A 23140-nucleotide genomic window follows, 5' to 3' on the forward strand; every position below is an offset into this window, starting at 1 on the left:
TAAGAGGCGATCGCCATTATGAATAGTGCTCAAACTCCATCACCAGTCAACAATCCAGCTCAGCCCAAGGGAGCTATTCAGCCTCAAACTCAACCCGGTCAAGTCACTGCACCTAAGCCTCCAGACCCTTCTCCAACAGTTGCTGAGGTGATGAAAGTTTGCCCTGATGCAGACATCAGCAACGTCAGGAACTATCTGCCCCTAATCCTTAAGGCGATGGCAACGGATGGGCTGATTAGCAAGAATCAGCTCGTGGCGATTATTGCCACGATCCACGTGGAAACCACTCCCTTTGCCCCGATCCCTGAGTACGGCAGAGGTGCTGGGCTAGGCTACGCTCCTTATTATGGACGCGGATTTATTCAACTGACGCATTTAACAAATTACCAAGCAGCCAGTAAAAAGTTTGGGATTGATTTAGTTGGCAAGCCAGACCTCGCACTCAAGCCAGATCTCGCTGCTAAGATTCTCACCTGGTTCTGGAAAGGCAACACTGGTAACAATCCCTCAATTCCGGCTGAAAAAGGAGATTGGCGGGGAGTGCGCCTCCATGTGAATGGAGGCTACCGCCACCTGGATAAATTCCTAGGAGCAGTTGAACGCGGCCTGCAAGTCTTTAAGTCAGGCATTGACCCTAAGGCAATTGGATCGATTCCGCTAGATGGCAGTTATGGCTTGGGCTGTGCTGATCCGGGTATTGCTAGCAGTCGCACCTTAACGGGAGTGCATAACCCGACCACCCAAGCTGATGCCTTGTCCTATGCTTTGGGTCTGCATCTAAGGGAGCGCGATCGCTCTCACAAGTTTGATGCCACTCTCAACCTTGCGAGTGTGCCAGAAGTATTGGAGCTAGATGCCCAGAAAACGTTTGAGGTGAAAGGTTTTGGAACTGATTTAGATGGCACTTTCACAACGGATGAAATCGTTTTCTATCCTCTGGACGAACGGGGGCTGATTGCAGAACTGCACGCCTTCAAGCCTGACCCCAACGCTCCACCCGTACAAGCATTTCTGCATGACTCTCAGGCTGGGCTGAATCCTGCTCAGTCAAACATCATAAGCAATGTTCCAGCAGGGGAGATTCCCCAGAAGATTTACCAGGCGGCACTATCAAATAAGGGTAGAAGTTCAGCAGCGGGGCCGGGGGGCGGGAATGTGGCCTGTGCATGGTGTGTGAATAAGTACGCGATCGCGCCTGCGGGTCTGAAGCCAATTGGTAGCAATACCGACTATGTGCCCTCAATGGTAGAAGCACTTGACGGCGGACGTGGCAAAAAAGTAGACCCCTCTCAGGCGGTCCCCGGTGATATTTGGATCTCTTACGATATGGCTCACGTTGGCATCTGCACAACACAGGGATGTACTAGGGTACTTTCAAACTCCTCCTCTAGAGCCGCTTTTGCTTGGGAAGATGCTCGTAGTGAAGTGGACTCTTATTATGGTGGTTCAACCCAAGCAATTTACCGAGTTGTCAATTAAGAGAAGCCAAAAGTGCTCATTGCTGCTGATCGTAGAATGCTAATAAATCTCTACTTAATTCGTACTCATTAGATAACTTTAGAGCTAAACCTTCAGGCCAATTCTCATCTTTGATAAGCCAGTTTTGTAATATCAAAGAGTCGAGGTCAGCGTTTTCTTTATGTGCAGCAGTAACAAATCTATGCCAACGCTGTCGATCCAAGGGATGTGAGGCTGCTGCTGACTTGTTGGCAGCTAAAGAGAAAGTAAGTAATAAAGTAAAAGTTGTTGACGTCAATGTGTCTCTGATGTTAATAGATTTTTCGTTTACCTCAACACCTGGGGTTTAGACTAATCGGTGAAGAAAAGGGGACAGACCGGACGATCTGCCGCTTAATAGTCAAGGACATATCAAATCTTGACTATGAGTAATTTTGACAAGCTTCGAGCGTTTCGGCACGAAGCTTATGCCTTGTTCAGAAATGGGCGAGATGCTTTATTCGACCTGATGGATGCTGTGTTGGTAAGTCGGAGCATTTACTCGTTCGCAGAGCTTTCCTTGTTGCCAGTTTTTCGCCGGCAGTGGCCGAGTTTGTATGAGGCACTACAAGATAGCGAACCCCCTCGCCTGGAACTCCTGGAACTCTATATCGAGCAGATCGCCCCAGAAAAGCGAATGGTTTTAGCAGGAGACCATACGGCCTGGTCACGCTTACAGGCAGCGACCCTGCGAGAGCGCACCTATGAACACCAAGCCCATCCAATGAGTGGAGCCAAGCCCATCACGCTAGGACAAGGCTATAGCACGATTGCCTGGATTCCCGAAGAGCAAGGAAGTTGGGCCTTACCCCTCCGGCATGAACGAATTACCAGTGCTGAAACTCCGATGGAGAAGGCTGCGACTCAATTGCGTCACGTGTGTCAGAAATTGACGACTCGTCCGTTGTCCTTATGGGATGCAGAATATGGGTGTGCTCCCTTCCTCCAGAAAACAGCTGACATCACCTGTGACAAGCTGATTCGATTGCGCTCCAATCGCGTCCTCTACGGTCCTCCTCCTGCCTACTCTGGCAAAGGACGACCTCGAAGGCATGGCAACCCGTTCAAACTCAACGATGCGACCACTTGGTGGCACCCGGATGAGGAGATGTCAGTCGAGGACGTGAAGTGGGGAACCCTGCGCTTACAGATGTGGCATTCGCTCCATCTGAGGCAGGCTGCCAGTCAGGTGTTGTCTCTAATTCGAGTGGAACGGCTCCCTGACTCTTCTACGACCTCCCTCAAACCTTTATGGCTCCTTTGGGTTGGGTTGGAACGCCCTCCCCTGGAAACTCTCTGGAAACAATACTTGCGTCGATTTGCCATTGATCATTGGTATCGCTTTGCATTTCTTGAATGCCCGTTAGGGCTATAGCAGCGCTTGCACTGGACATTGCCCCAGTTAGCCACCCCTGAATCCTCCGAGCGGTGGAGCGACTTAATGCCCCTTTTAACCTGGCAGCTTTGGTTAGCCCGAAGCGAGGTCCAAGACTCCCCACTCCCTTGGCAAAGGTCCTCTGCCAATCTCTCTCCGGGTCGAACAGCCAATGCCTTTGCCGCAGTTTTAGCAGTGATTGGTTCCCCGGCTCCGCCTCCTAAACCCCGAGGAAAGTCGCCGGGGTGGATACCCGGACAACCCCGGTCTCGTCGGATTCGCTATCCAACGGTGAGAAAACACTTCAAGAAACCCAAAGTGGGAGCTAAAGAGTCCGCTTAATCTCTGAGTTCTTCGGTCTTTTCTACCTCGCTCAACTCTTACAAGGAATTGGGCTACTTCTGCCTGCCGTTAGTCTAAACTTCAGTCAACACTCATGCTGACAATTTCTGCTGCGGGTACAATGCAATGTTGGTAAAACTCCTCTGCAATACAGTTACATTCGTCGCTCGATAGCTTTGTATCCATTTCTGCAAAAATATCGGACATGAACAATTTGCCTCCACCAGTTTCATAAAGCCAGAGGGTAGCGGCTTGTCGTGGGCCAAATTCAGTGCATGAGAAACAATACATTGATAAAATTCCAGGTCTATAGTGGCTTATGAATTCATCACCGTATTTTTCCTTTTCTTTATTTCTATACCAACCATTAGTCAGTCTACTTTCAATTGCTGCGATCGCTACTGGAGCACCTAGGCTGACATTAAGCGTGTAGTCACGTAGAGTTTTCATGGATTTACCTAAGCTTGAGAGAGTTTGAGTGTGTAACGTACTCAGTTGAGAAATATGACATGACTCTAGACTCTACTTCAGATCTAGAATTCAGGATCATCACTGAACTAGTACAGACTTATTATCGTTATCTTCTTAACGTTTCGGTAGAACTACTGTGCTAGATCCCTTTTTCTTCCAAATGCCCAATCCTGAACGTCTCAAGCCTGGTTTAATTTACCGAATAACAGGTTATGCCCAAGTTGAAGAGTACACGTTGGTAACTTGGCGCTTTGGTAAGGAAGATGAATATGCAACGGGTGAGACTCTTTACCGCGATCGCACCCTCATTGCCACCGGCGGTGGAACATTACCGCTCTACACCCCTAAAGTTCCAGAACCAGTTAGTCGCACACCTAGACCAGAAGCGCAAACAGTAATGAGTCGTGTCGATGACTCAATTGGTCGGTTTGGAGTCCCTCCAGCCGTAGCGACTGCCCTGAGAGACCCACTCAACTATGTGTCCTTTGAAATTGAAGAATAGAGAGGGTTAAGAAGAAAATCCAAAAAGAGGGGCTGATTCTTCCTCACGCATACTAGGCGCTAGATAGCCGCTCAAAATACTAGATTGAGCTGATTGAGTGATGTAGTGAAACTCAATTTGGCATGCTTCTAAGCTTTGTTTTGAGTCGTTTTGATAAGCCTGGTCAAGAAACACCTGGATAACTCTGTTGTTGCAACTAAGGTAGTAACCTTGAGCAAGATTATCGCGCTCGATTGAGAACGTACATTGCCACTTAGCCGATCTCTCAAAAGTATTGGTCGGTTGACCTTCTCGAAGAGGTGGGTAATTACCAAGCTCAATTTTCTCGAACCTGCCATCGCAGAACATCTCATAGGGCCTACCCCAACGGCCAGCAGCAGCTTTTGAGGACTTCCCTCCGATCGCTTGATAGATAACCCGTTTGGGTGAATCAGGGGCACCAACAAAAACTGCGTTCTCCCCTACTCCATACACCTGGAAAATCTCCTCGGTTTCGGAGTGCATCACAGAATACGAGGGGAGGTCTGGGAGTGTTTCGACAGGGCTAGCGATCGCCAACACCCAATAACTACCACCTGTTTTGATGTGTCTGTACGGTTCGTCAATTATTAATTGCATCAGCGACCACCTCGCATTCGCCACTTCCATGACACCTGCCACAGCAAAATCCGGAGCTCTGGACGCTTCACTTGTACCCAGAACAATACGATCCAGCGGTTAAGTTGTCCTAGTGGGGTTTGCCAGTAGTCATTCAAGCTGCGATCGCTCTTAAAGTGATTGAGCAGCCAATACTCAGGTGCTTCTTGGATGGAGACTGAGCGGTTTTGGAGCTGAAACTTGAAATCGGGATTGTCTCGCAGGAATGCATGTTTCCATGCCTGGAAGCTGGTCCAATCGTCGGGGGCACAAAGCATTGCCAAAAAATCAGTAAAAGGCATGATGTTTCTCAATCCAAAAACTGAATTTGAAAAAGCAAACTATGACCTTTCTAGAAGCAGCCGCGATCGCAACGCTTCCAATTGCACCTGCAAGATTTGTACCTGGGTCGCAGCAGCGGACATCGAAGCCTTTTTGCTAGAAGACTTGCTCGGAGCTTTAAGTGGTTCGATTTCGGTTAAGGTTGATAGCCTATGCGCAACTAAAAGGTTGCTAGGCTCCCAGCCGTCACCACTCTGCTTGTAAATCTCAACCTGAGCAGCTGGATTAGCGTTGGTCCCTGTGATTTTGATAGCAATGTTGGGAACTTCATCATTGGTCACGATTTGCTTGATTCGACCGCGTGCCACCCCGCCTGAAGCTTTCCAGCTCACGTAGGAACCAACCTTGAGAGCCATAAGTGCCAGTTGCTGTAATTATTCAATAATTTTATTACTATAAGATAATCAATCTTCGAGCGGGGCAGAAGGTATCTGCTGGGTTCGATTCCCACCCGCTTGTTTGGCTAGCATCACACCCAAAATTGCTTAAGCTCTCTCCTCATGGATTTAGCATCTCAAGGAGAGGGCTTATTTTTGAGCAAGGCGATCGCGATTTTCTACAAAGATGGAGGCGTTAGAAAGTATGTTGATCGGACGTAGATTGATCAAGAACTGGGGTGATGGGGTTGTAGTTGTGCTGGAAAAGCTTAAACCTGAGAGCGTCTTAGAAGAGGGACTATACGACGTCTTTCAATTTGACGGTGAAATTGTCTATCGCCCTGTAGGTCTTCCACACAACAGCCTTTACGGCAGGAGTATAGAGGAAGTATTTACTACTAAGGAAGCGTGGCTGACTTCGGAAGAGGTAGAGAATGACGGGAGATCGCAGTCCTAGTAAGAATTTTCCCGCTCGTATGCCACAATGATTTCAAGCAAATATTGGAAGGGTCACCTCTAACCCAGAGACCAAGGCACCGTCGCACGGCCTTGGTCTCTATTTTTTTAACTTAAAGTAAAAACCTTGGCTCTTGTCCACCCATCTCGGCAAACTCGTTCCTTCTCGGCCCGTCCCGGCGGCGGGCTGAAGACTTCTTATACTCGCATTGAAGTTCACGGGCATTTGCAGCGATCGCTCTCCAACCTAGAGCGAGTTCCCCTCGACAAGTTGCGTGCTTTCAGTCGCACAGTTCCTGTACGCAAAGCGATTCGACGCATTGCCAACGGGGTACTGGCAATGCCTTGGGTGATTCAACCTCCCAAGGAACTGGCAAAAGATGACGATGCGCTGCACTATGCTGAAGAGCTCAAGAAGGCTCTGCTCAAGCCAAATCGAGCTGAGCATAATACTTACTCAAAGCTGGTTAGAGCCATCATCACTGAGATGTTGGTACTAGGATTTGCGGCGGTGGAACGGCAACCAGGCAGAGAAGGTACTCAACCATTCTGGTTGTGGATTGCCAACGGAGCTGGCATTAAGGCAAATAGTGATTGGCGGCCAGAGATTGAAGGAATTATGCCGCGGTTCTATGATTGTTCCTCCAGTCGTTCCGGCAAAGACTGTGTGCCGCTGATGAGCAAGGACTTGTTCATCATTCAAAGTGAGACCAACAGTTACGAATATGTGCCTCCCAGTCCCTTAGAAGTTGCCTATCGTTTGATTGAAGCTTGGTTAGGGGTCGGAGACTACCAGTCGAACACAACTAGTCGGGCGGTGCGAAGCTACATGATTAGCATTGAGGGTGATGATGTTTCACCAGAAGATGTAGAGTCTTTCCGCCAGTATTGGGAAACTGACGTTGAGCAAAAAGGCAAGGTGCCCATCATTGGTGGTGTTGTAAAGAAGACGGAACTAGGAGCCAAGAACGATGAAGAGCTTTATCCCAAATTCACGGAATACTTGCTACGGATGATTGCGCTATCTTTCGATTTGACGACGCGCGACTATAACATCACCGAACCGGACAATAGGGCTACTGCGGGTATTGCCGCAGACTTCACCTTTGGTGATGCCATTTTACCGATGGCAACCACCATTGAGGAGCATTTAGATATAGAAGTGATTGACTTCTTTGCACCTGGCTTCCACCTAGCTCTTGCTGATACTGAACCACGAACTGAGAAGGAAGAAGCCGAGGTAGCAGGTAATCTGTTTGAGCGGAAGATCATCACCCGCAATGAGAGCCGTATCCGGACAGGTCATGATCCAGTACTCAACGGTGATGTCTTTAGTGATGGAACTCCCCTAGAAACGGAAGAAGATACAAAAGACGGTTCTGAGGTGAAGCTAGTTACGGACGTTAAACCTGCACCTGCCAGCAAGATAAAGCGCAATAGAAAAGCAAATACATCACAGTTATCCTTGTTCGGTTAGCAGTAATTTAGCGATTGCGATCGCTTCTCTGACCTCGTCTAAAAAATCATTCCTGCCAATTCTAGGGTTAATGAGGGCGAGTGAGAGCTATGAGGTTTTAGTCGGATTGCACGGCTCAGACAAAAGCTAGGCCCTGAGATTAGCCCAGAATCCACAATAGAGAGATTAAATTTTAGCGATCGCATCCTTACCGCCCCAATGGTTAAGTCGATGCCATGTTCAACTCGGCCCCTCGCAACGGAAGGATTTCAACCACTTTGTATTGACTGGTACTTGAACCTCCTTCTCGTTTCAATTCAGTCCCTCACAATGGAAGGATTTTAGCAAACCTTGATATGAGTTACCCAAGTTATGAATTGGGTGTTTCAATTCGGTCCCCCGCAACGGAAGGATTTCAGCCCAAGGCTCTATGCCCCTTAAAGGATACACAACACTCAGGTTTCAATTCGGTCCCTCCCATCGGAAGGATTTCAGCCTGAGTATCACCAAAAGTTACGAGAAGGATTCTTACAGAAGTTTCAATTCGGTCCCTCCCATCGGAAGGATTTCAGCACCCTAATATTTGGCACCGCAGCAGTGGTAAAAGCGTTTCAATTCGGTCCCTCCCATCGGAAGGATTTCAGCTCTCTCAAGCCTTGTAACTACAACAAACCTGACGGGTTTCAATTCGGTCCCTCCCAACGGAAGGATTTTAGCAATTCTAATCATGATTGACAGGGGGGCAATGCTGGTTGTTTCAATTCGGTCCCTCCCAACGGAAGGATTTCAGCGACTTCCTCCAGATTGACCGGGTGTTGAGTGTCCTGTTTCAATTCGGTCCCTCCCATCGGAAGGATTTCAGCCGGTGAACCCGGTGATCGCGGTTCTCGCTTTCAGCACCCCGTTGTTTCAATTCGGTCCCTCCCATCGGAAGGATTTCAGCTCAACCGCTGGTACTCAAATGCCTTCGCAATCATTGTTTCAATTCGGTCCCTCCCATCGGAAGGATTTCAGCGTCGGAGGGTTTAACGGGATCTCCCTTACCTCGATTGTTTCAATTCGGTCCCTCCCAACGGAAGGATTTCAGCGGTTTAACCTAGAAGCCCCCGAGTGGTACTGGGAATATGTTTCAATTCGGTCCCTCCCATCGGAAGGATTTCAGCTGGCTGGCGTAAGAAGCAAAGGCTCGCTGAACTGTGTTTCAATTCGGTCCCTCCCAACGGAAGGATTTCAGCTCATTCTGATCGGCATGGCTTGAAATTATTTGCTGCGTTTCAATTCGGTCCCTCCCAACGGAAGGATTTCAGCGGCAAAGCGGGGCTGTACCAATTCAACGCGAGGATGACGTTTCAATTCGGTCCCTCCCAACGGAAGGATTTCAGCGGCTTACTGATTCCTTCTACAGATTGGCAATTCTCCGGTTTCAATTCGGTCCCTCCCAACGGAAGGATTTCAGCCGCCCAATGCTTCATGGATAGAGCCTCGATACTCATCGTTTCAATTCGGTCCCTCCCAACGGAAGGATTTCAGCATTACACCGATACCGTGGGCTATAAGGAGATGAACATGTTTCAATTCGGTCCCTCCCAACGGAAGGATTTCAGCGAGCTAGAAGCTAAGCGAGTGATTGAGCAGCTTTTAGTTTCAATTCGGTCCCTCCCATCGGAAGGATTTCAGCTCGCGGAAGTGGGCGGTATGACACAGAAGCTTAACCTTGTTTCAATTCGGTCCCTCCCAACGGAAGGATTTCAGCAGGTGCTACTTTATCGAGGGTTGCTACCATATCGTCTGTTTCAATTCGGTCCCTCCCAACGGAAGGATTTCAGCGAAAGTTAGAGTGAAGCTCAGTGATGGAACTCTAAAGTTTCAATTCGGTCCCTCCCAACGGAAGGATTTCAGCGCCTCCCATTGAGGTAAAAAAAAACCTGTCAATGAGTTTCAATTCGGTCCCTCCCAACGGAAGGATTTCAGCAACCTGTCTTCCTCGCCCAGCTCCAGCGACTCTTTGTTTCAATTCGGTCCCTCCCAACGGAAGGATTTCAGCTACACAAGGTATTTATCTCTAGGATCTAACTCGATGTTTCAATTCGGTCCCTCCCAACGGAAGGATTTCAGCGATTGCGTTTCCTCCAGTCGGTGAATGATCCGCTCCGTTTCAATTCGGTCCCTCCCAACGGAAGGATTTCAGCTGCCGCGTCTTGCCTCTATCCTGTTCAACGTCCCGGGTTTCAATTCGGTCCCTCCCAACGGAAGGATTTCAGCGGATTGAGTGCTCCCTACACTGTCACAGGAGATAAGTTTCAATTCGGTCCCTCCCAACGGAAGGATTTCAGCCTGTACCGCCCGCCCAGCACCAATTCAAAGTTCGAGCTAAATCGTTTCAATTCGGTCCCTCCCAACGGAAGGATTTCAGCCTAAGATTGCAGCCAACAAAGTAATCTCTACCGTGTTTCAATTCGGTCCCTCCCAACGGAAGGATTTCAGCGAATCCCTCCAGGGGGTGACGCATGGATAGTCAAGTTTCAATTCGGTCCCTCCCAACGGAAGGATTTCAGCCTTCTGATTGCTGGCTATGCGATCGCCTTCAACTACGTTTCAATTCGGTCCCTCCCAACGGAAGGATTTCAGCCTCAAATAGACTGCTTTGGGCCTGTTCGTTAAAAGTGTTTCAATTCGGTCCCTCCCAACGGAAGGATTTCAGCGTATTTGAAGACCCACTGGGTTATTCAGACGGTGTTGTGTTTCAATTCGGTCCCTCCCAACGGAAGGATTTCAGCGCGCCAAGAAGCCAGCTTGGACGACCAACGAAAAGCTGTTTCAATTCGGTCCCTCCCAACGGAAGGATTTCAGCCGATCGCTCAACCAATCTAGAAGGCCACCATACCAGTTTCAATTCGGTCCCTCCCAACGGAAGGATTTCAGCTCAGATCCCGCCGCACATAGAGCAGGTGATTATCAACGTTTCAATTCGGTCCCTCCCAACGGAAGGATTTCAGCCTCCAAGTCCGTTCTTCCAGAAATGCTTCAATACTGTTTCAATTCGGTCCCTCCCAACGGAAGGATTTCAGCCCCTGTTTCAATATCCTCTGTAGGCGTAATACAAAAGTTTCAATTCGGTCCCTCCCAACGGAAGGATTTCAGCTTACTAAGGCGTTTTTGCCCCCTTCCCCTAACAAGTTTCAATTCGGTCCCTCCCAACGGAAGGATTTCAGCAACGTTAAGGTGTAGAACTCTGAGGCGATGCCTAAGTTTCAATTCGGTCCCTCCCAACGGAAGGATTTCAGCCTGGCATCAGTGAGGATGGTGCTTGCGCTTTTAGAGTTTCAATTCGGTCCCTCCCAACGGAAGGATTTCAGCCTGCGATCGCCCCATCCATCTCTACACCCCAAGCCGTTTCAATTCGGTCCCTCCCAACGGAAGGATTTCAGCTCTCTACTGCTTCGCCCACAAAAACCAGCACTTCGCTATCAGTTTCAATTCGGTCCCTCCCAACGGAAGGATTTCAGCCGCGAAGAGTAGTTGGCAGGGGTGCCGTTGTTGTTGGTTTCAATTCGGTCCCTCCCAACGGAAGGATTTCAGCATGGCGGCCTTGAGTTACAGTTGGTAGCCTATTATGAGTTTCAATTCGGTCCCTCCCAACGGAAGGATTTCAGCTGCGGGGTGCTTTATCCCTTGCCATATAAAGTTTTCTAGGTTCAGGTGCGCGGATTTGCATAAATTCTTGTACTTATTTACAAGCTGTCCAAACCATAGGGGTTTTAGACTCACTCTCAGCTCTCATCCTGTAAGTATTTCAGTGAACGCGCGGATTTCCTGTGCTTAGAGTTGTTGCAGTCACTGATATAACCTTATTCTGAGCGCTCGGCTGTTTAACACCTAACCACTCGCGCATAGGGGCCATCGCACCCAAGCCGTAGTGGGCAGCATAGCCCAAGATAATCGGACCAGTCACTGGGGTTGAAAACCTCAAGGTGACTCGATAGCCTACTCGTCCTACCTTCTTCCCTTGACGACAGTCGGACTCCCATTCCCAAAACTTTGGAAATGGTTCGCAAGATGCTATCACAGCTATTGCATTATCCATAATGAGTGCTAACCCTTCTTCGTGCTCCTGGTAAATTGGATGACCTTGCAAGTTTAGCCAAGGTAAATGTTGTAGATACTGAAGCACCTGATGTTCTGGGCTGTCTTTTTGATAATGCTCTGTTAGCATGCGTGGTTTACCACGACGAACTGTAGGAAATCGTGAGAGAAAGAAGGGAGTACAAGATATCCACTGGTTAAATTTTTCTTCTTTCTGTCCCAAATCAGCCAACGCCAAAGAAATGACATAGCCACGAGCAACATTGAACAAATTAGTGCAGTTCGCGATCGCAGCAAGAGCTTCTGGGCCATACCCCATCCGGCTATAAAGCTTCACTTGTTCAATATAGCGGCCTGTACGGTCTGGTACACATTGAAAAATGGTATGGTCATGATTCTTGCTGGGCTCGCCCATCTCCTGACCCGTAAAAACAGGAGCAGGACATCGACTGACTAAAACCTCATGTAATCGGTGGGTAAGCTTCAGGGCTAACTTGAAAGGCAGTCGAGGCGACGCTGAGACAGCCAGAGTAATTGTGTTTTGCTTTTGCCAGATTTCCTGCTGTATTTGAGGTTTTAGTGTATCGATCTGATAAGTGGCTTGGCGAATACCAGGAAAAACAGCCGAGCGATTAACTCCATAATTCTCATGAGCAGATAAGTTCAAGGCATTCCAGAGCGTGTCTGGATCTAGTTCTGGATCTGGAATCGATACAATGCGCGTCCCTTGAGGATCAGGTTGAGCGCTGGATTCAGGAGCTTCTTCAACTAGGGAAAGTGTTGCAACCGATTCTTTCCGACCAAAATAGGTTACTCCTGATAAGCACAAACTTAATACCAGCTCTTCAGCTTCGGATAGGGTTGCTGACCAGTGAACGTGTAGCACATTCTGAGCGCTGGACATGAGCAGTCCTGCTGAGTAAAGAGTTTTTCCTGGTCCTGTTTGGGCTGTCTTCAGATCCACTTGAGGACGCGGGCTCCGGTGCTGAATGTAAGTTACAGATGGGAGGGTATAACTGGGAAGCACTGAAGCTAACTTATGCAGTATTCCCTTCAAAGTCAGTTGATGTTTGTCCGCGAGTTTGACGTTATAAGCTCCCGCTACAATCGCTCGAAGAATGCGCCACGGAGCAGGAGGCCAGTCAATCACACCTTCAGAGTGGTGATTTCCCCAAGCACAGGCTTGGTATTGATTCGTGTGAAATTGAATTTCGATGTGTATCATGAATCTTATCCCTATAGCTTCTAGCCGTTCAGCAGGATTTCACCGATCATTCAGTAGCAGAAGTTCCGTCCTCCTCTTCAGCAAACTGCACCTGGTCATTCGGGACAACCACTCTTACCTTGCTAAACAAATCTGAACACTCGCCAATGGCTTCTTTAACTTGTTGCTCCAAAGTGTTGAGCTCTGCCAGTGGCTTCAAGAGCTTCTCAGCTTTAGGGATCAAGTAGCACTCTGTACGAAGCGTCACGGCATCAGATAGTAAGCGGCGCACTAGATACTCGCTGAGTATCTGAATCAAGTGCTTAGCCTTTGCATCCAAATTAGATTTATCAACCAAGCGAGTATCAATCACAAACCGCCCTATGTACCGCTCAGCCTTGAAGCTTTCACGCACGTAGACGATGTTGCCTAAGCCTGCCTCACTCGGCTTCTGTATGGCTTTGTCCTTTTCACCCCCTTTCTTTTTGTCCTTTTCAATAGCAAACATATGCTCTGTTTTGACCCCTCGACCGCGAGCTGATACTGGATCATGGACTGCACCTCCAGTCGGCATAGAGACGGCATTTTCTGCAACAAACTCACCTGAGAGAACACGAGGAATTCGATAAATTCCCGCAATATGTGTATAGAAACTGCCCAGCACAATGCTCATCGGACACAGCGTAAAAACAGCTTTATAAATGCCTTGATCCCGTATTCGCTGGCGTAAAGCTTCTCGAAACCGTTGGTCATCAAGTCGCGCATGTTTATTCTTCAGCAGATATCCAGTGCCCAATCGATGCGGTAGGTCTATTGTGCTAGCAACGTACTGCCCAGATTCTGTATAGATTTCAACGAAAGGTAATCCTTCAAGTTCAGGAATTAATGTGTGATTTACTGCGTCCCAAATGCTTTCTTCAATCAGATTTGCTGTTGCTTGAGGAGTATGCAGCAAAACATCAAGCCGTTGCTCCCAAGGTAAGTATGCTTGAGACACCCCTACATCTAGAAAAGTAGGCGGCTTGACCGTTGGTAAGGCAGAGTCAAATTCAACCGTGATGACATTAAGCATTGACTTCTCCAAATTGATAAAAAGGTTGACAAGGAAACACCAACGCCAGAGCACACCTCTTTCCGATCGCAATATGCTCGGGAAGTACTACTGGCTTTTGCACAGCTGCTAGTTGCCGACTCAAAGGCACTGTTGATCCAGTCAACAAGCCGTTCACTGTCTGAGCTGTTAGAGCCACGTCACGGCACCACTGAAGAGAGGCAGCATATTTATAGAGCTCTGGCAAAGGTTGAGTACTAGAATGTCGAGCTAACTTCGTAGGGCTTTTGCACAAAGCAAACCCAAGCGCCAAATCCAAGATGAGCTGGTCATTCGTGCGTCCTGCAATAAAGGCAGCGATCGCATCAGGGCTTGCCCAATGGGTCCAGCCAAAAGAAGGGTGATACTCTTTGTCCGTGCTCCAAAGCTGCAACAGCGACAGGCATAAAGCTTCTAGCGAGGCAGTCTTAAGCCTGTATTTGTGATCATGAGACCAGAATCGAGTGCCACTCTTCGGAACATACCGTGCGGATGACAGTAATTCTCGGAAGGGACGAAAGGAGCGCCCAGTACCTTTGTGGGTTAGTGAGGTGCTGGCTAGAGCAGCTGCCAATTCAACCTCCGCGATTGGGTATTCCTTGTAGACTGCCTCAACCCATTTCTCGCTCAGTTGGGGTGAGGGGGGTATCTTAGCCTGGATTCGGCTGTGCAAAATTTCTATCTGCCCTAATAGTTTGATTGCCGTCGCTGTCTCTGCATTACCCTGTTGTAGTTGATATAGCGTTTTGTGGAGCGCTGTTAGCAGATTGTATTGAGACTGGGACTGTTCTTTAGTGGGCCGAGCTCGAAACCGCCATTCCCCTAATTCAGCTCCGTAATCTGACTTAAGCGGTGTTGCCAAGCCAATATAAACTAAATAATTGCCCTGCCCTTTACGCTTCCAGAGGCCAAAACGAGTAAACCGAGAGAATCCTAATGACTCACTTCTTTTAGTAAGCTCATTAAGCATATCGGTAGTGTCAACTACCTGGTTTTTGAGGCGAAATGAGAGGTAAGTTGTTACTCTTTTCTGAAAAACTTTCCAGTCCCGAGGCTTGCTCCACAGAGGTAACCAGATTTCATAAGCACGTCCAGTGCGATCGCTAGTATCAGCAGTACCTGAATTGACCTCTAGTAGGAGTGGATAGGATGCCAGAGTATGTTCTTGATCTCCTTCATTTTGAATTTCATTACGAGGAATGCTACTGCCTGTGAAAGTTGTAGCTCCCTCCAAGTAAAGAATTAAGTCGATAGGGTTGGCAAGCTGCGAGGATCGTCCTTGATTGTTTATGTAATCCTCTAAAGACTTGTCAGAGGGAGCTAAATCATCAAAATAATCAGCTGCAGGGTATATGTGTCCCAATAGCCCTTTGAGTACCAAAGTCTCTGGCAACACTTTACCTAGTACAGCAGCCCTGATGAATGCTTTTGCCTCGATTGATGGTTCTCCAGTTTCTAAATCCCATAGTTTGCTACAAGCCTGGAAGTAAACCGTACAAAAGTCAGTAGTTCCGACATTTCCGCCGGTTCCCAACAAGTCGTTTTTATGAAACTCAGCTTCTTGTTTTGTTTGAGTTAAAAGCCCTACTGCATCAATCCACTCCAGCAAATAAGAATTACTGACCTTGCTAGTTATTAAGGGCATCATGAGTAGCTTCTTCTTATCTGAAGATAGACCTTTCGTGTCAAGGGGTTGTAAAACTCCTTGCAGTTCTTGATACCCTTCGCGCATCAATGCATAACGCTGAGCCTTGGACGCTAATACAATTTCTAGTTCCTTTGTGTTGCTAAAAATACTCTTTCCATTCCAAGGACTTGCAAAAGGTTTCGGTTGATACTGAAGGAGTTTTTCAACCAGTGACTCAGTAGAATCAATTTCTAAATGAAAGCAATCATTTGCCCAATACCCTACTGCACCAGATAAACGCAAGAGACCAACGGCTTTCAACCAGCCAATCGCGTTCGTGGGCGTGAGGTGGGGAAAAGCAACTGCATTAGCTATTGCTGCGGTCATTTTTCACTTCCTCTTCTCGATATTTAGATGCTTTTACATCAGCGTTACGAACCAGAGCTTCGAGATAGACTAATTTGAAGAAGCCATACTTTTCGAGCAATTCTTCAATTTGTAAATCCCAATCCTCAAAATCTCCTGCTAGAGATAGTTCAACAGAAGGCAGTATTTCACTATTTTCAATTTCGACTTCACATAGTTGACTGCCTATCTCAACTCCCCTCACAATCCTTAGGCTGCAATCTTCTTGGGGATTATTGGGCATTAGGCTATCACGGACTTTACCATGATGAGCAGCAATTAGATATTGTGCTAGGAAGGGAGCTCCCTGCGCAGCGGCAGCAAGTGCACTTGCCATCTCATGCCGATATCCATTCAGTTCGCTTGCATGACCATAATTTTTTGATTTTGCTAAGAGGTTTCCTTTTGCTCTGGCGTAAGCTTGCCAAAGTTGATGCGCCTTGCCCCAATCATGCCAGCGGGCACAACGGCATAATTCCTCCGTTAGAGGCTGAGACAAACCGAGATGCTGGAGAAAAGGAATTATCTTTTGCAAGCAGTCTTCAGTATCTTTCAGATGAACTCCTAGCTTTAAGCTGTAGGAGAAACGTCGATCGCTGAATTCAGGCTCTAACTGCAACTTGTATCGATTAGGATCAGGTTTGTCTTTAGGGTTTGCTGTCCAACCTCGCTCATGGGAATACCCACCCTGGTCCAATGGCAGCCACACAACATCCCCACTAGTCGGCCTGGCTTTCTCCCACCTGTCCTCACCCCAAATGCAAGGGGTGACATTATAGGATTGACAGAAATCTAATAATTGTTTAATAGGCACAGGGCAAAGATATCTCTGCATTGGTAGTTGATTAGGTTGCTCAGTTGACCAGAATACTAAGACCGTAAAGTTTGTAGTTTCTCGAATGAAATCCGAAACCGTTGATGAGCCACGAAGGTTTCGTTTCAGATAATGAGTACAAAAAAATGTTTCTAAATGTTGCTTAGTTAACAGTCGGTGGGATATGTCCAGCTGAGGTAATGCGACTTTGGAAAGATGGTGAAGACTAGCATCAGTCAACTCTAGTAAACGGTTCCGAGTATCTTGGCACTCTAAATCGCTGTATGGAATAGCCTTCCAGTTCTGCTGATAGTCCAGCCAGCGAATTTCTACGTGATTGCTTGTTCGCTTGCGTCCACAACGCCCGCACCGCTGCACGAACGAAGACCAAGGGCACAGTTCAGTAATTAGCAAATCTGCATCTAAATCTACCCCTGCTTCAACAACCTGAGTGGCGACAATGATTCCCTTGTAATCTTTGAGCTTCTTCTGTAACACTTCACGATCGATACCCAAAAAACGGCTGTGAATGACTAGCGGCTCCAAGTCGGCCAGTAACTCGCCAATTTCTCTCGCCCGATCAACTGTATTCACAACCATTAGGGATAAAGTGTCTGGCGTATGCTTTGCCCTTAGTAAAACAGCAACATCCTTAACCCCTTCCACACTTGCTCTGTACACAGGCTTTGGTCGAGTTACCTTAGCATTTAACTCTTCATGTGCAAAATCTATTTTATTGAGGTCAAAACGCTCTATTTTTAACTCCTTAAGTGGGCGCTCATCAAAGGTTGCTGACATTAAGCACAATTGAACGTTTCCGAAGGTGCCTAAGTCCTGCCAATGTTTGTAAAGCTGGACTAGAGTACTGTACGCAACGCCTGTCAACTGAATTTCATCGAGTACCCATCGACAGTCATTAGTTAGGGCTGCACAGTGTAAAGGTCTCTGCGCCCAGGACACCCCAAACCCACGATTGAGAGCCCGAGATAACAGTTGATCTTGGGTACCTATCAAAATGGCAGGCTGAGTTAGATCTTGTTCAAAGCCATGCTCTACCTTACCTCCTTTAAGGCAGTAAACCTGAATCGGCAAACCTGATGCTTTTACTACTCGTTGAGTATTTTCATAAACCTGATCAACGAGTGACCGAGTGGGCAATGCATAAATTAGTCGCGTTGTTGATGGCTCACCAATCTTGTGGGAGTAAAGCCAAGGAACAACTGTCCCTGACTCCTTTCCTGCCCCTGTAGGTGCACGAATAACAGAGACGAGCTTACCGTCCCAACCGGAAAATCGTTCTTGCCAGGGGTAGGGAGTAAACCCTGTAACCTGCTTAAAAAAGTCTTTGTAGTTCACGGTGTAGTTAAAGACCCTTCATGAGGTTGTTTAAGTCTTTCTATCATGACGGTAATTTAGTTTTTACCAATATATTCCCCCAAACCTCTACTGTCTAGGGGAACCATAAATTCAGTCCCACTCTGTGTGGGATTTTTCTTAGCCTACTTCTGTTTTAAGGCTTTCAATCATGTTTCAACTTAGTCCCAGCGCTGCAATTAAACAGGGGAGTAGTCGATTTATGGTATCACTCTGAGCCACTTATAATTAAGGTTGTTCTCGGAAAAGAACTTAAAACTCTGATACTTAAGAGGGTTCTAACTCATTGAACAATTGAATGAATGTCCTTCCAGAGGTCCTGTTGGGATTGAAGACTTGGAATAATGACTGGGTCTGAGTTGGGTTCATCAGTCCAATCCTATTTTGCATAATTTTTATATTCATACTTCACATTTTGATATAGCAGGATGTCAAAGTCCTATATCAGCGATCGCCCGCTCAATGAAGCCCATAAACTCATCAATACCGTTGTCTCCCCCGTTCACTAGTAACCTAACTCGTCGCCAGTTGTGGTTGCGAGCTGCCAGAAACACACCGCGATCGCTGAAGTAGAGGGCTAGTATTTTGGCTCCAACGACTGGATCTAAGGCGAGATCTGGCTTCTCCTCCAAAGGCAGGTGTAAGCGTAAGCCGTAATCTCGGTAGTTGGCACGTCCGGTGATCTGAATAAAACCACGGCCATGATACCTACATCCATCACCCGCGCAGACATTGCCCAAGTCATCGCGCCATTCATAGTTTTGGGTGAAGTACTCGTCATCTCCATATTCCTTGATTGGGCGAAATCCACCTGTTTCAACACCAATGGTGGCGATCGCCGCAACGAGAGTGGGCTTGTCTAAGATATTGTGTTCTGCCAAGGCAGTGAGTACTGCGGGTAAATGACTTTGAACTTCGTCTAGAGGACAGTTCAGAATAGAAGCCACAGTCCTAGGCTCAACCATACCCAGTCCTGGCAACTGCTTACACTCGATCAACTGCTCAGCGATCGCTGGTGTGATTTCTTCATCGGCAAAATCGAAAGCATTACAGAACTGCTTCCAAGCCGCTTCTGTGATTGGCCCGTACAACCCATCTGCTTTTCCACCTAGCAGGCCCAGAGCTTTGAGGCGAACTTGGATTTGTTGAGCTAGTTGGCTATCATCCAACAGATGCTCAATCGGGATCGGAACGCCTGACTGGCAAATGTCTTGTAATTTCACAATTATCTTTTAATATAAACATGAGCAAATTAACATAATTAGGTTATTATCGCACTAATACTCATCTATAACTTTTTCCAAGAAGGTTAAACCAAGCGGGGGACCAGACTTTATGACTGGCTCTCGCTTTTAATTTTTGAGGCATCATGGGCGCTAAGACTTCAGATTCAACTGTTCAAGCGGCAGGGCGACAAATCTCCAGCAAAAATGCAACTCGTCTTAGTAAAGCCTTTGCCGAAATTGGCAAGCTGCTCATTGATGCAGGGGTGGTTGATAAGCAGTCGCTAGAATCCTTGTTTGGCGAAGAGAATACTACTGCTAAAAATGAGCCCGAAGTGAGTGTTGAGGCAGATGCTCAAGCACCGATCGCCGCAGCAGCGGGAGAGGAAAGTTTTACAACCCAGGTAAAACGAGTCACCTGGCATGATCGCTTACGTACGACCTTGCGGTTCTTTGGCAATCGTTATGAGATGTTGCATAACTGCCCAGAAAATGACTTCGCTCGACGAGTGGGTGTAGACACTGATCGAGAGACTGCGATCGCCCAACTGCGCGATGATCTCATTGCCATTCTCGTGGAACTCACCAAGGATCATCCAGGCCCTTCGGATTCAGATAGCGGCTACTACTATAGTCCCTACATGGAACTTGCTAGTAGTTCTGGGGAGAAGGTAATTACAGTCGCTTTCGATTGCCCCACTCAAGCGATCGCTGCCGCTGCTAGTCGAACCACAAACCGCCGCCCTGTTGAAGGGGTGCTTTTCCGCATTGACGAACCGAGTGAAAGTGCTCCTTCTGTCGGCCCTGGATTGCCTCTTTATGTGCCCAAGGCCGTTGCTGAGGAAGCCCTTAGTACAGTTAGCGGCTTGCCTCTTGATGCCCACGACAATCTAAGTCAGCATTCAAATCCAGACATTGCTGGAGTGATGCTGAGCGCTGCAATTCAGGGCAATGACTTCACGGTCAGCGGCTATCTCTACGATTGGAGTCAAAGCGATAAGGTCGCCAAAATTGCTGCCAATAAAGAGCAGCTTGGCATGAGTATGAATGCCAATGCGATCGGACACGAGGCCGAGGTAGAAGGTAGAAAAGTTTTTTGGGTGGACAAGCTGGAGCTGCTCGGAGCCAACATTCTCTTCTCCGAAAAGGCCACCTATCGTCAAACCCGCCTGCTATCAGCAGGTGGGTTTGACGATACTCCGACCTCTCCGGAAGGTCACTCCGGAACTGAAACACCCGCTGCTCAGATTGCAGCAGCTAGTAGCGACTCACCTAATCCCTCAGGAGAAGACAAGGACATGACCGTAGACTCTGAAGTAAAACAACAGCTAGCTGACATGTCTAAGACGGTGGGAGACTTGGCAAGCATGATCAAGGACATTGTGCCTGCTGTGCAAAGTGTACAAACTGGCTTGCAAACCGTTCAAGCGCAAGTAACAAACATCGAGAAGGAACGGGAAGACAACAGGGCAGCGATCGCGGCACAGGCTCAGCAACAGCAGCAGCAAGAGCAACAGCAACAGTTCATGGCTACTCTCCAGACTGCGATTAAAGATGCAGTCAGCACAGAAGTCAGTGCAGCGGTTGCTAAAGCTGTTAATCCCAGCGGTCAACCAGCTCGTAAAACGGTCTCCCTTGCCGCTCAGGCAAATGGGACTGGCGGAGCTGTAGACCAACCCCAAATGCAGGCTCTCTTGCAGCTTGCTTCCTTAGAAGGCGAACTTGCAGCCCTACGCAAGAATCCAAGTGTTGATGGCTTTGAGGAAATTAAGTTAGTTGACAAAATCGCTCAACATAAGCGGGAATATCAGCTCGCCTAAGCTTCTAGCTACTGACTTCTAACTCCTAGCTACTGACTTCTCTACATAGCTCTAAAGGTTAACCCTAACCGGAGACCGCGACTCGGAAAGAATGCGCGGTTTTTTGTTTTACTCAAAGGACTGTGATTTTATGACAACGGGCCTTGCCACTCGACCCACTCAAGATCCTTCGGAGATTCCTAGCTTTCAACCCATTCAAGCGTCGATGGTGGCTTTGGATGGTTTTGTTGTCCGAAACGATTTTAGTTCAACCATCCAGCGCTATATTCGCCGGGAAACAATTTTGTGGCAACTGCTCAAGAAGCGTCAGGCTACGAATGATCCCGTCAAAGAACCCCGTGAAGGTCCCCTACCAACAGCTGGGTTTGTCAGCAAGATCGACCTTAACCCACCTGAAAACCCCTCAGATTTACCTGCTGCTGATCTGAGCGATCCAGGCCAATCCATCAAAGCTGTCAGCGGCATTATCAAGGTGGGGCATTACGCGCGATCGCTCTACCGGGCTCAAGGCCGACCACTGGGCGATATTGTTGCAGAGAAGACTGACAAACTCTTGCTCAATATTGTGAAGCTAATTGAGCGCAATCTATTTACTGGAAATGCTACAACCAACCCTCTTGCCTTCAACGGTATTTCCAACCAGATGCGCGCTGGGCGCGTTTTTTCGGTAGATACGACTGCTACATCCAATAACTCTGTCATTGCGAAGCTACGCAGCGTTATACGCTTAGCAGTCAATGATCCGGATACCAGCCGTACTATCACTCATATTTTTGCAAGTGGTTTGGGATTAGAGCAGATCGAGAAGGAATTGCTAGCTCAAACTCAGTACAACCACATGTTGGAGATTATTCCTGGGGTTAAGGTGCCTGCCATTATGACTCAAGTTGGCCCCGTCCCTATTGTTCCTACTCCTTACATTCAAGACACCGATGGCGGAGCTGGTACGGATACCCTACACTACCACCTGATCAACATTAACGAGCTGAGTTGGCAAGGTGTTTATCCAGAGGGGGGCGATGAATCCTTCAATCCACAAATTTTCGATGTGTCTGCCTACACCTCTGATGCGGCTCCCTACTTGCTAGAGAAGCGGATGGGACTAATTTATGGCACCCTCTACGCCGAAAATGCTGGAGAAAGCATCTATCGAGTAGACGCGACCGTTCCGACGGGCACGGTGGGAAGCGCCTAATGGTAGTAATTCAGCCGACGGATAAATGGAATTCTCGTACAGTTGCTACGCCTCATGGGTTAGTCAAGCGCCCGCCTGGGGCTCGCTCGTTTGAGGTGACTGCTCAGAAAGGTCAGTGGTTGATTGATAACAAATTTGCGACAGTAGCCACAGAAAGTCCTGCTCCTGAACGAGCACATCCACCTGTTAATTCGTCGCTGAATACCGAAATCCTCTCAGAAGCACAGCCTGTGGTAACTACCTCAGAGCAGTACAGTGCCGAGGCAAGTGGGCAGACAAGCGCAGAACAAACTGATCCTCCCCCTGTACTGGAGCCTTGGCAACAGAAGTTGCTGGAATTTTTTAATAGCCAGCAACCTGGCGCGATCGCCGAGGCAATCAGGGGAATTGGACCTAAAACCGACGAAGACTTGATTGCAGCTCGACCTCTCACTTGGGAAAAGATAGAGGGAATTTTGAGCGATCGCCAAATGGATGCCGCCAAAAAGTGGACTGAGTCATCAAGTCATTAGTGTAAAAGCGTTTCAACCTAAATTAGGAGCGATTCATCATGGCAGAACCAGAACAAGCCCAACCTCAAACCTCCCCTGCTCAGTCCGAAGTTCAAACTCCCCCTAATCAAGTTACTGATTTCCCTGATCAAGGCCGACCCGCAACAGAACATCTCTCTAGTGAGGGTAAGTTCGCAACTGTGAACCCTGCGGGTACCGCTTTCACTCCAACCGGTGAACAAATAGATGTGGGTGATGAGTTGCCGCCCAGTGTGCAAAGGATTCGTCAAAGTGGCGATGGATTTGTAGATTCAGAGCAGACCCCAGAAGCCAATCAGCCGTAACAGGTGCGCCTCGCGA

The 23140-nt window shown here is 47.9% G+C and carries 19 protein-coding genes and 1 CRISPR repeat array; of the genes, 9 read left to right on the forward strand and 10 right to left on the reverse strand.

The genetic code is table 11. The annotated features are described in order from the left end of the window. The first annotated feature begins 18 nt into the window (after window positions 1–18). Window positions 19–1479, forward strand: coding sequence for a glycoside hydrolase family 19 protein (locus H6F72_RS21545; protein WP_190440614.1), 1461 nt, complete (start codon window positions 19–21; stop codon window positions 1477–1479). Window positions 1480–1495: 16 nt separating this feature from the next. Here the strand turns inward: H6F72_RS21545 and H6F72_RS21550 are convergent, their stop codons facing one another. Further along, entirely contained in the window at window positions 1496–1756 is a 261-nt protein-coding gene (locus H6F72_RS21550) for a hypothetical protein (RefSeq protein ID WP_190440617.1), read from the reverse strand. Between the two features lie 126 nt (window positions 1757–1882). Between H6F72_RS21550 and H6F72_RS21555 the strand changes: the two genes are divergently transcribed. Continuing rightward, window positions 1883–2872, forward strand: coding sequence for a transposase (locus H6F72_RS21555; protein ID WP_242017058.1), 990 nt, complete (start codon window positions 1883–1885; stop codon window positions 2870–2872). A 66-nt stretch (window positions 2873–2938) separates the two neighbouring features. Beyond that, entirely contained in the window at window positions 2939–3214 is a 276-nt protein-coding gene (locus tag H6F72_RS30370) for a hypothetical protein (protein ID WP_242017059.1), read from the forward strand. Between the two features lie 81 nt (window positions 3215–3295). Here the strand turns inward: H6F72_RS30370 and H6F72_RS21560 are convergent, their stop codons facing one another. Beyond that, window positions 3296–3664, reverse strand: a complete 369-nt coding sequence (locus tag H6F72_RS21560) for a hypothetical protein (protein WP_190440620.1) — start codon at window positions 3662–3664, stop codon at window positions 3296–3298. Window positions 3665–3821: 157 nt separating this feature from the next. Between H6F72_RS21560 and H6F72_RS21565 the strand changes: the two genes are divergently transcribed. Beyond that, a complete protein-coding gene (locus H6F72_RS21565) occupies window positions 3822–4187 on the forward strand; it encodes a hypothetical protein (protein WP_190440622.1) in 366 nt (121 codons plus the stop codon). Window positions 4188–4193: 6 nt separating this feature from the next. Here H6F72_RS21565 and H6F72_RS21570 read toward each other — a convergent pair whose 3' ends face one another. Genes H6F72_RS21570 through H6F72_RS21580 form a run of 3 tightly spaced genes read right to left on the reverse strand, consistent with a single transcriptional unit; the run spans window position 4194 to window position 5521 of the window. Beyond that, entirely contained in the window at window positions 4194–4805 is a 612-nt protein-coding gene (locus H6F72_RS21570; RefSeq protein WP_190440626.1) for a hypothetical protein, read from the reverse strand. Further along, entirely contained in the window at window positions 4805–5125 is a 321-nt protein-coding gene (locus H6F72_RS21575) for a hypothetical protein (RefSeq protein WP_190440628.1), read from the reverse strand. The genes H6F72_RS21570 and H6F72_RS21575 overlap by 1 nt, the downstream gene beginning before the upstream one ends. Before the next feature lie 39 nt (window positions 5126–5164). Next, a complete protein-coding gene (locus H6F72_RS21580; protein WP_190440630.1) occupies window positions 5165–5521 on the reverse strand; it encodes a DUF2945 domain-containing protein in 357 nt (118 codons plus the stop codon). Between the two features lie 604 nt (window positions 5522–6125). Here H6F72_RS21580 and H6F72_RS21585 point away from each other — a divergent pair. Continuing rightward, window positions 6126–7475 (forward strand): phage portal protein, encoded by a 1350-nt coding sequence (locus tag H6F72_RS21585; RefSeq protein WP_190440632.1) that lies wholly within the window; start codon window positions 6126–6128, stop codon window positions 7473–7475. Window positions 7476–7691: 216 nt separating this feature from the next. Beyond that, window positions 7692–11108: direct repeats of the CRISPR family, unit length 37 nt; unit sequence GTTTCAATTCGGTCCCTCCCAACGGAAGGATTTCAGC. Window positions 11109–11247: 139 nt separating this feature from the next. Here the strand turns inward: H6F72_RS21585 and csb2 are convergent. The 5 genes from csb2 to H6F72_RS21610 all read right to left on the reverse strand — a co-directional run bounded on the left by csb2 (window position 11248) and on the right by H6F72_RS21610 (window position 19274). Further along, the gene (gene csb2, locus H6F72_RS21590) at window positions 11248–12762 is read right to left on the reverse strand and encodes a type I-U CRISPR-associated protein Csb2 (RefSeq protein WP_190440634.1); all 1515 of its coding nucleotides are present in this window, start codon (window positions 12760–12762) and stop codon (window positions 11248–11250) included. 46 nt (window positions 12763–12808) lie between these two features. After that, on the reverse strand, window positions 12809–13813 hold the full coding sequence (gene cas7u, locus H6F72_RS21595; RefSeq protein WP_190440637.1) for a type I-U CRISPR-associated RAMP protein Csb1/Cas7u: 1005 nt from the start codon (window positions 13811–13813) through the stop codon (window positions 12809–12811). Further along, entirely contained in the window at window positions 13806–15845 is a 2040-nt protein-coding gene (gene csx17, locus H6F72_RS21600; protein WP_190440639.1) for a type I-U CRISPR-associated protein Csx17, read from the reverse strand. Before csx17 ends, cas7u begins: the two co-directional genes overlap by 8 nt. Continuing rightward, window positions 15826–18033 carry a CRISPR-associated helicase Cas3' gene (gene cas3, locus H6F72_RS31205; protein WP_190440642.1) on the reverse strand — a complete coding sequence of 736 codons (2208 nt, stop codon included), beginning with the start codon at window positions 18031–18033 and terminating at the stop codon, window positions 15826–15828. Before cas3 ends, csx17 begins: the two co-directional genes overlap by 20 nt. A gap of 449 nt (window positions 18034–18482) precedes the next feature. Further along, a complete protein-coding gene (locus tag H6F72_RS21610; protein WP_190440645.1) occupies window positions 18483–19274 on the reverse strand; it encodes a hypothetical protein in 792 nt (263 codons plus the stop codon). 146 nt (window positions 19275–19420) lie between these two features. Here H6F72_RS21610 and H6F72_RS21615 point away from each other — a divergent pair, with 146 nt between their 5' ends. The 4 genes from H6F72_RS21615 to H6F72_RS21630 all read left to right on the forward strand — a co-directional run bounded on the left by H6F72_RS21615 (window position 19421) and on the right by H6F72_RS21630 (window position 23124). Further along, window positions 19421–21094 (forward strand): hypothetical protein, encoded by a 1674-nt coding sequence (locus tag H6F72_RS21615; protein WP_190440648.1) that lies wholly within the window; start codon window positions 19421–19423, stop codon window positions 21092–21094. 130 nt (window positions 21095–21224) lie between these two features. Next, complete coding sequence (locus tag H6F72_RS21620; protein ID WP_190440652.1) at window positions 21225–22289, forward strand: phage major capsid protein; 1065 nt, start codon at window positions 21225–21227, stop codon at window positions 22287–22289. Further along, complete coding sequence (locus H6F72_RS21625; protein ID WP_190440655.1) at window positions 22289–22801, forward strand: hypothetical protein; 513 nt, start codon at window positions 22289–22291, stop codon at window positions 22799–22801. The genes H6F72_RS21620 and H6F72_RS21625 overlap by 1 nt, the downstream gene beginning before the upstream one ends. A 38-nt stretch (window positions 22802–22839) precedes the next feature. Then, window positions 22840–23124, forward strand: a complete 285-nt coding sequence (locus H6F72_RS21630; protein WP_190440658.1) for a hypothetical protein — start codon at window positions 22840–22842, stop codon at window positions 23122–23124. The last annotated feature ends 16 nt before the right edge of the window (window positions 23125–23140 follow it).

It is taken from the genome of Trichocoleus sp. FACHB-46 (assembly GCF_014695385.1).
Lineage (GTDB): Bacteria > Cyanobacteriota > Cyanobacteriia > FACHB-46 > FACHB-46 > Trichocoleus.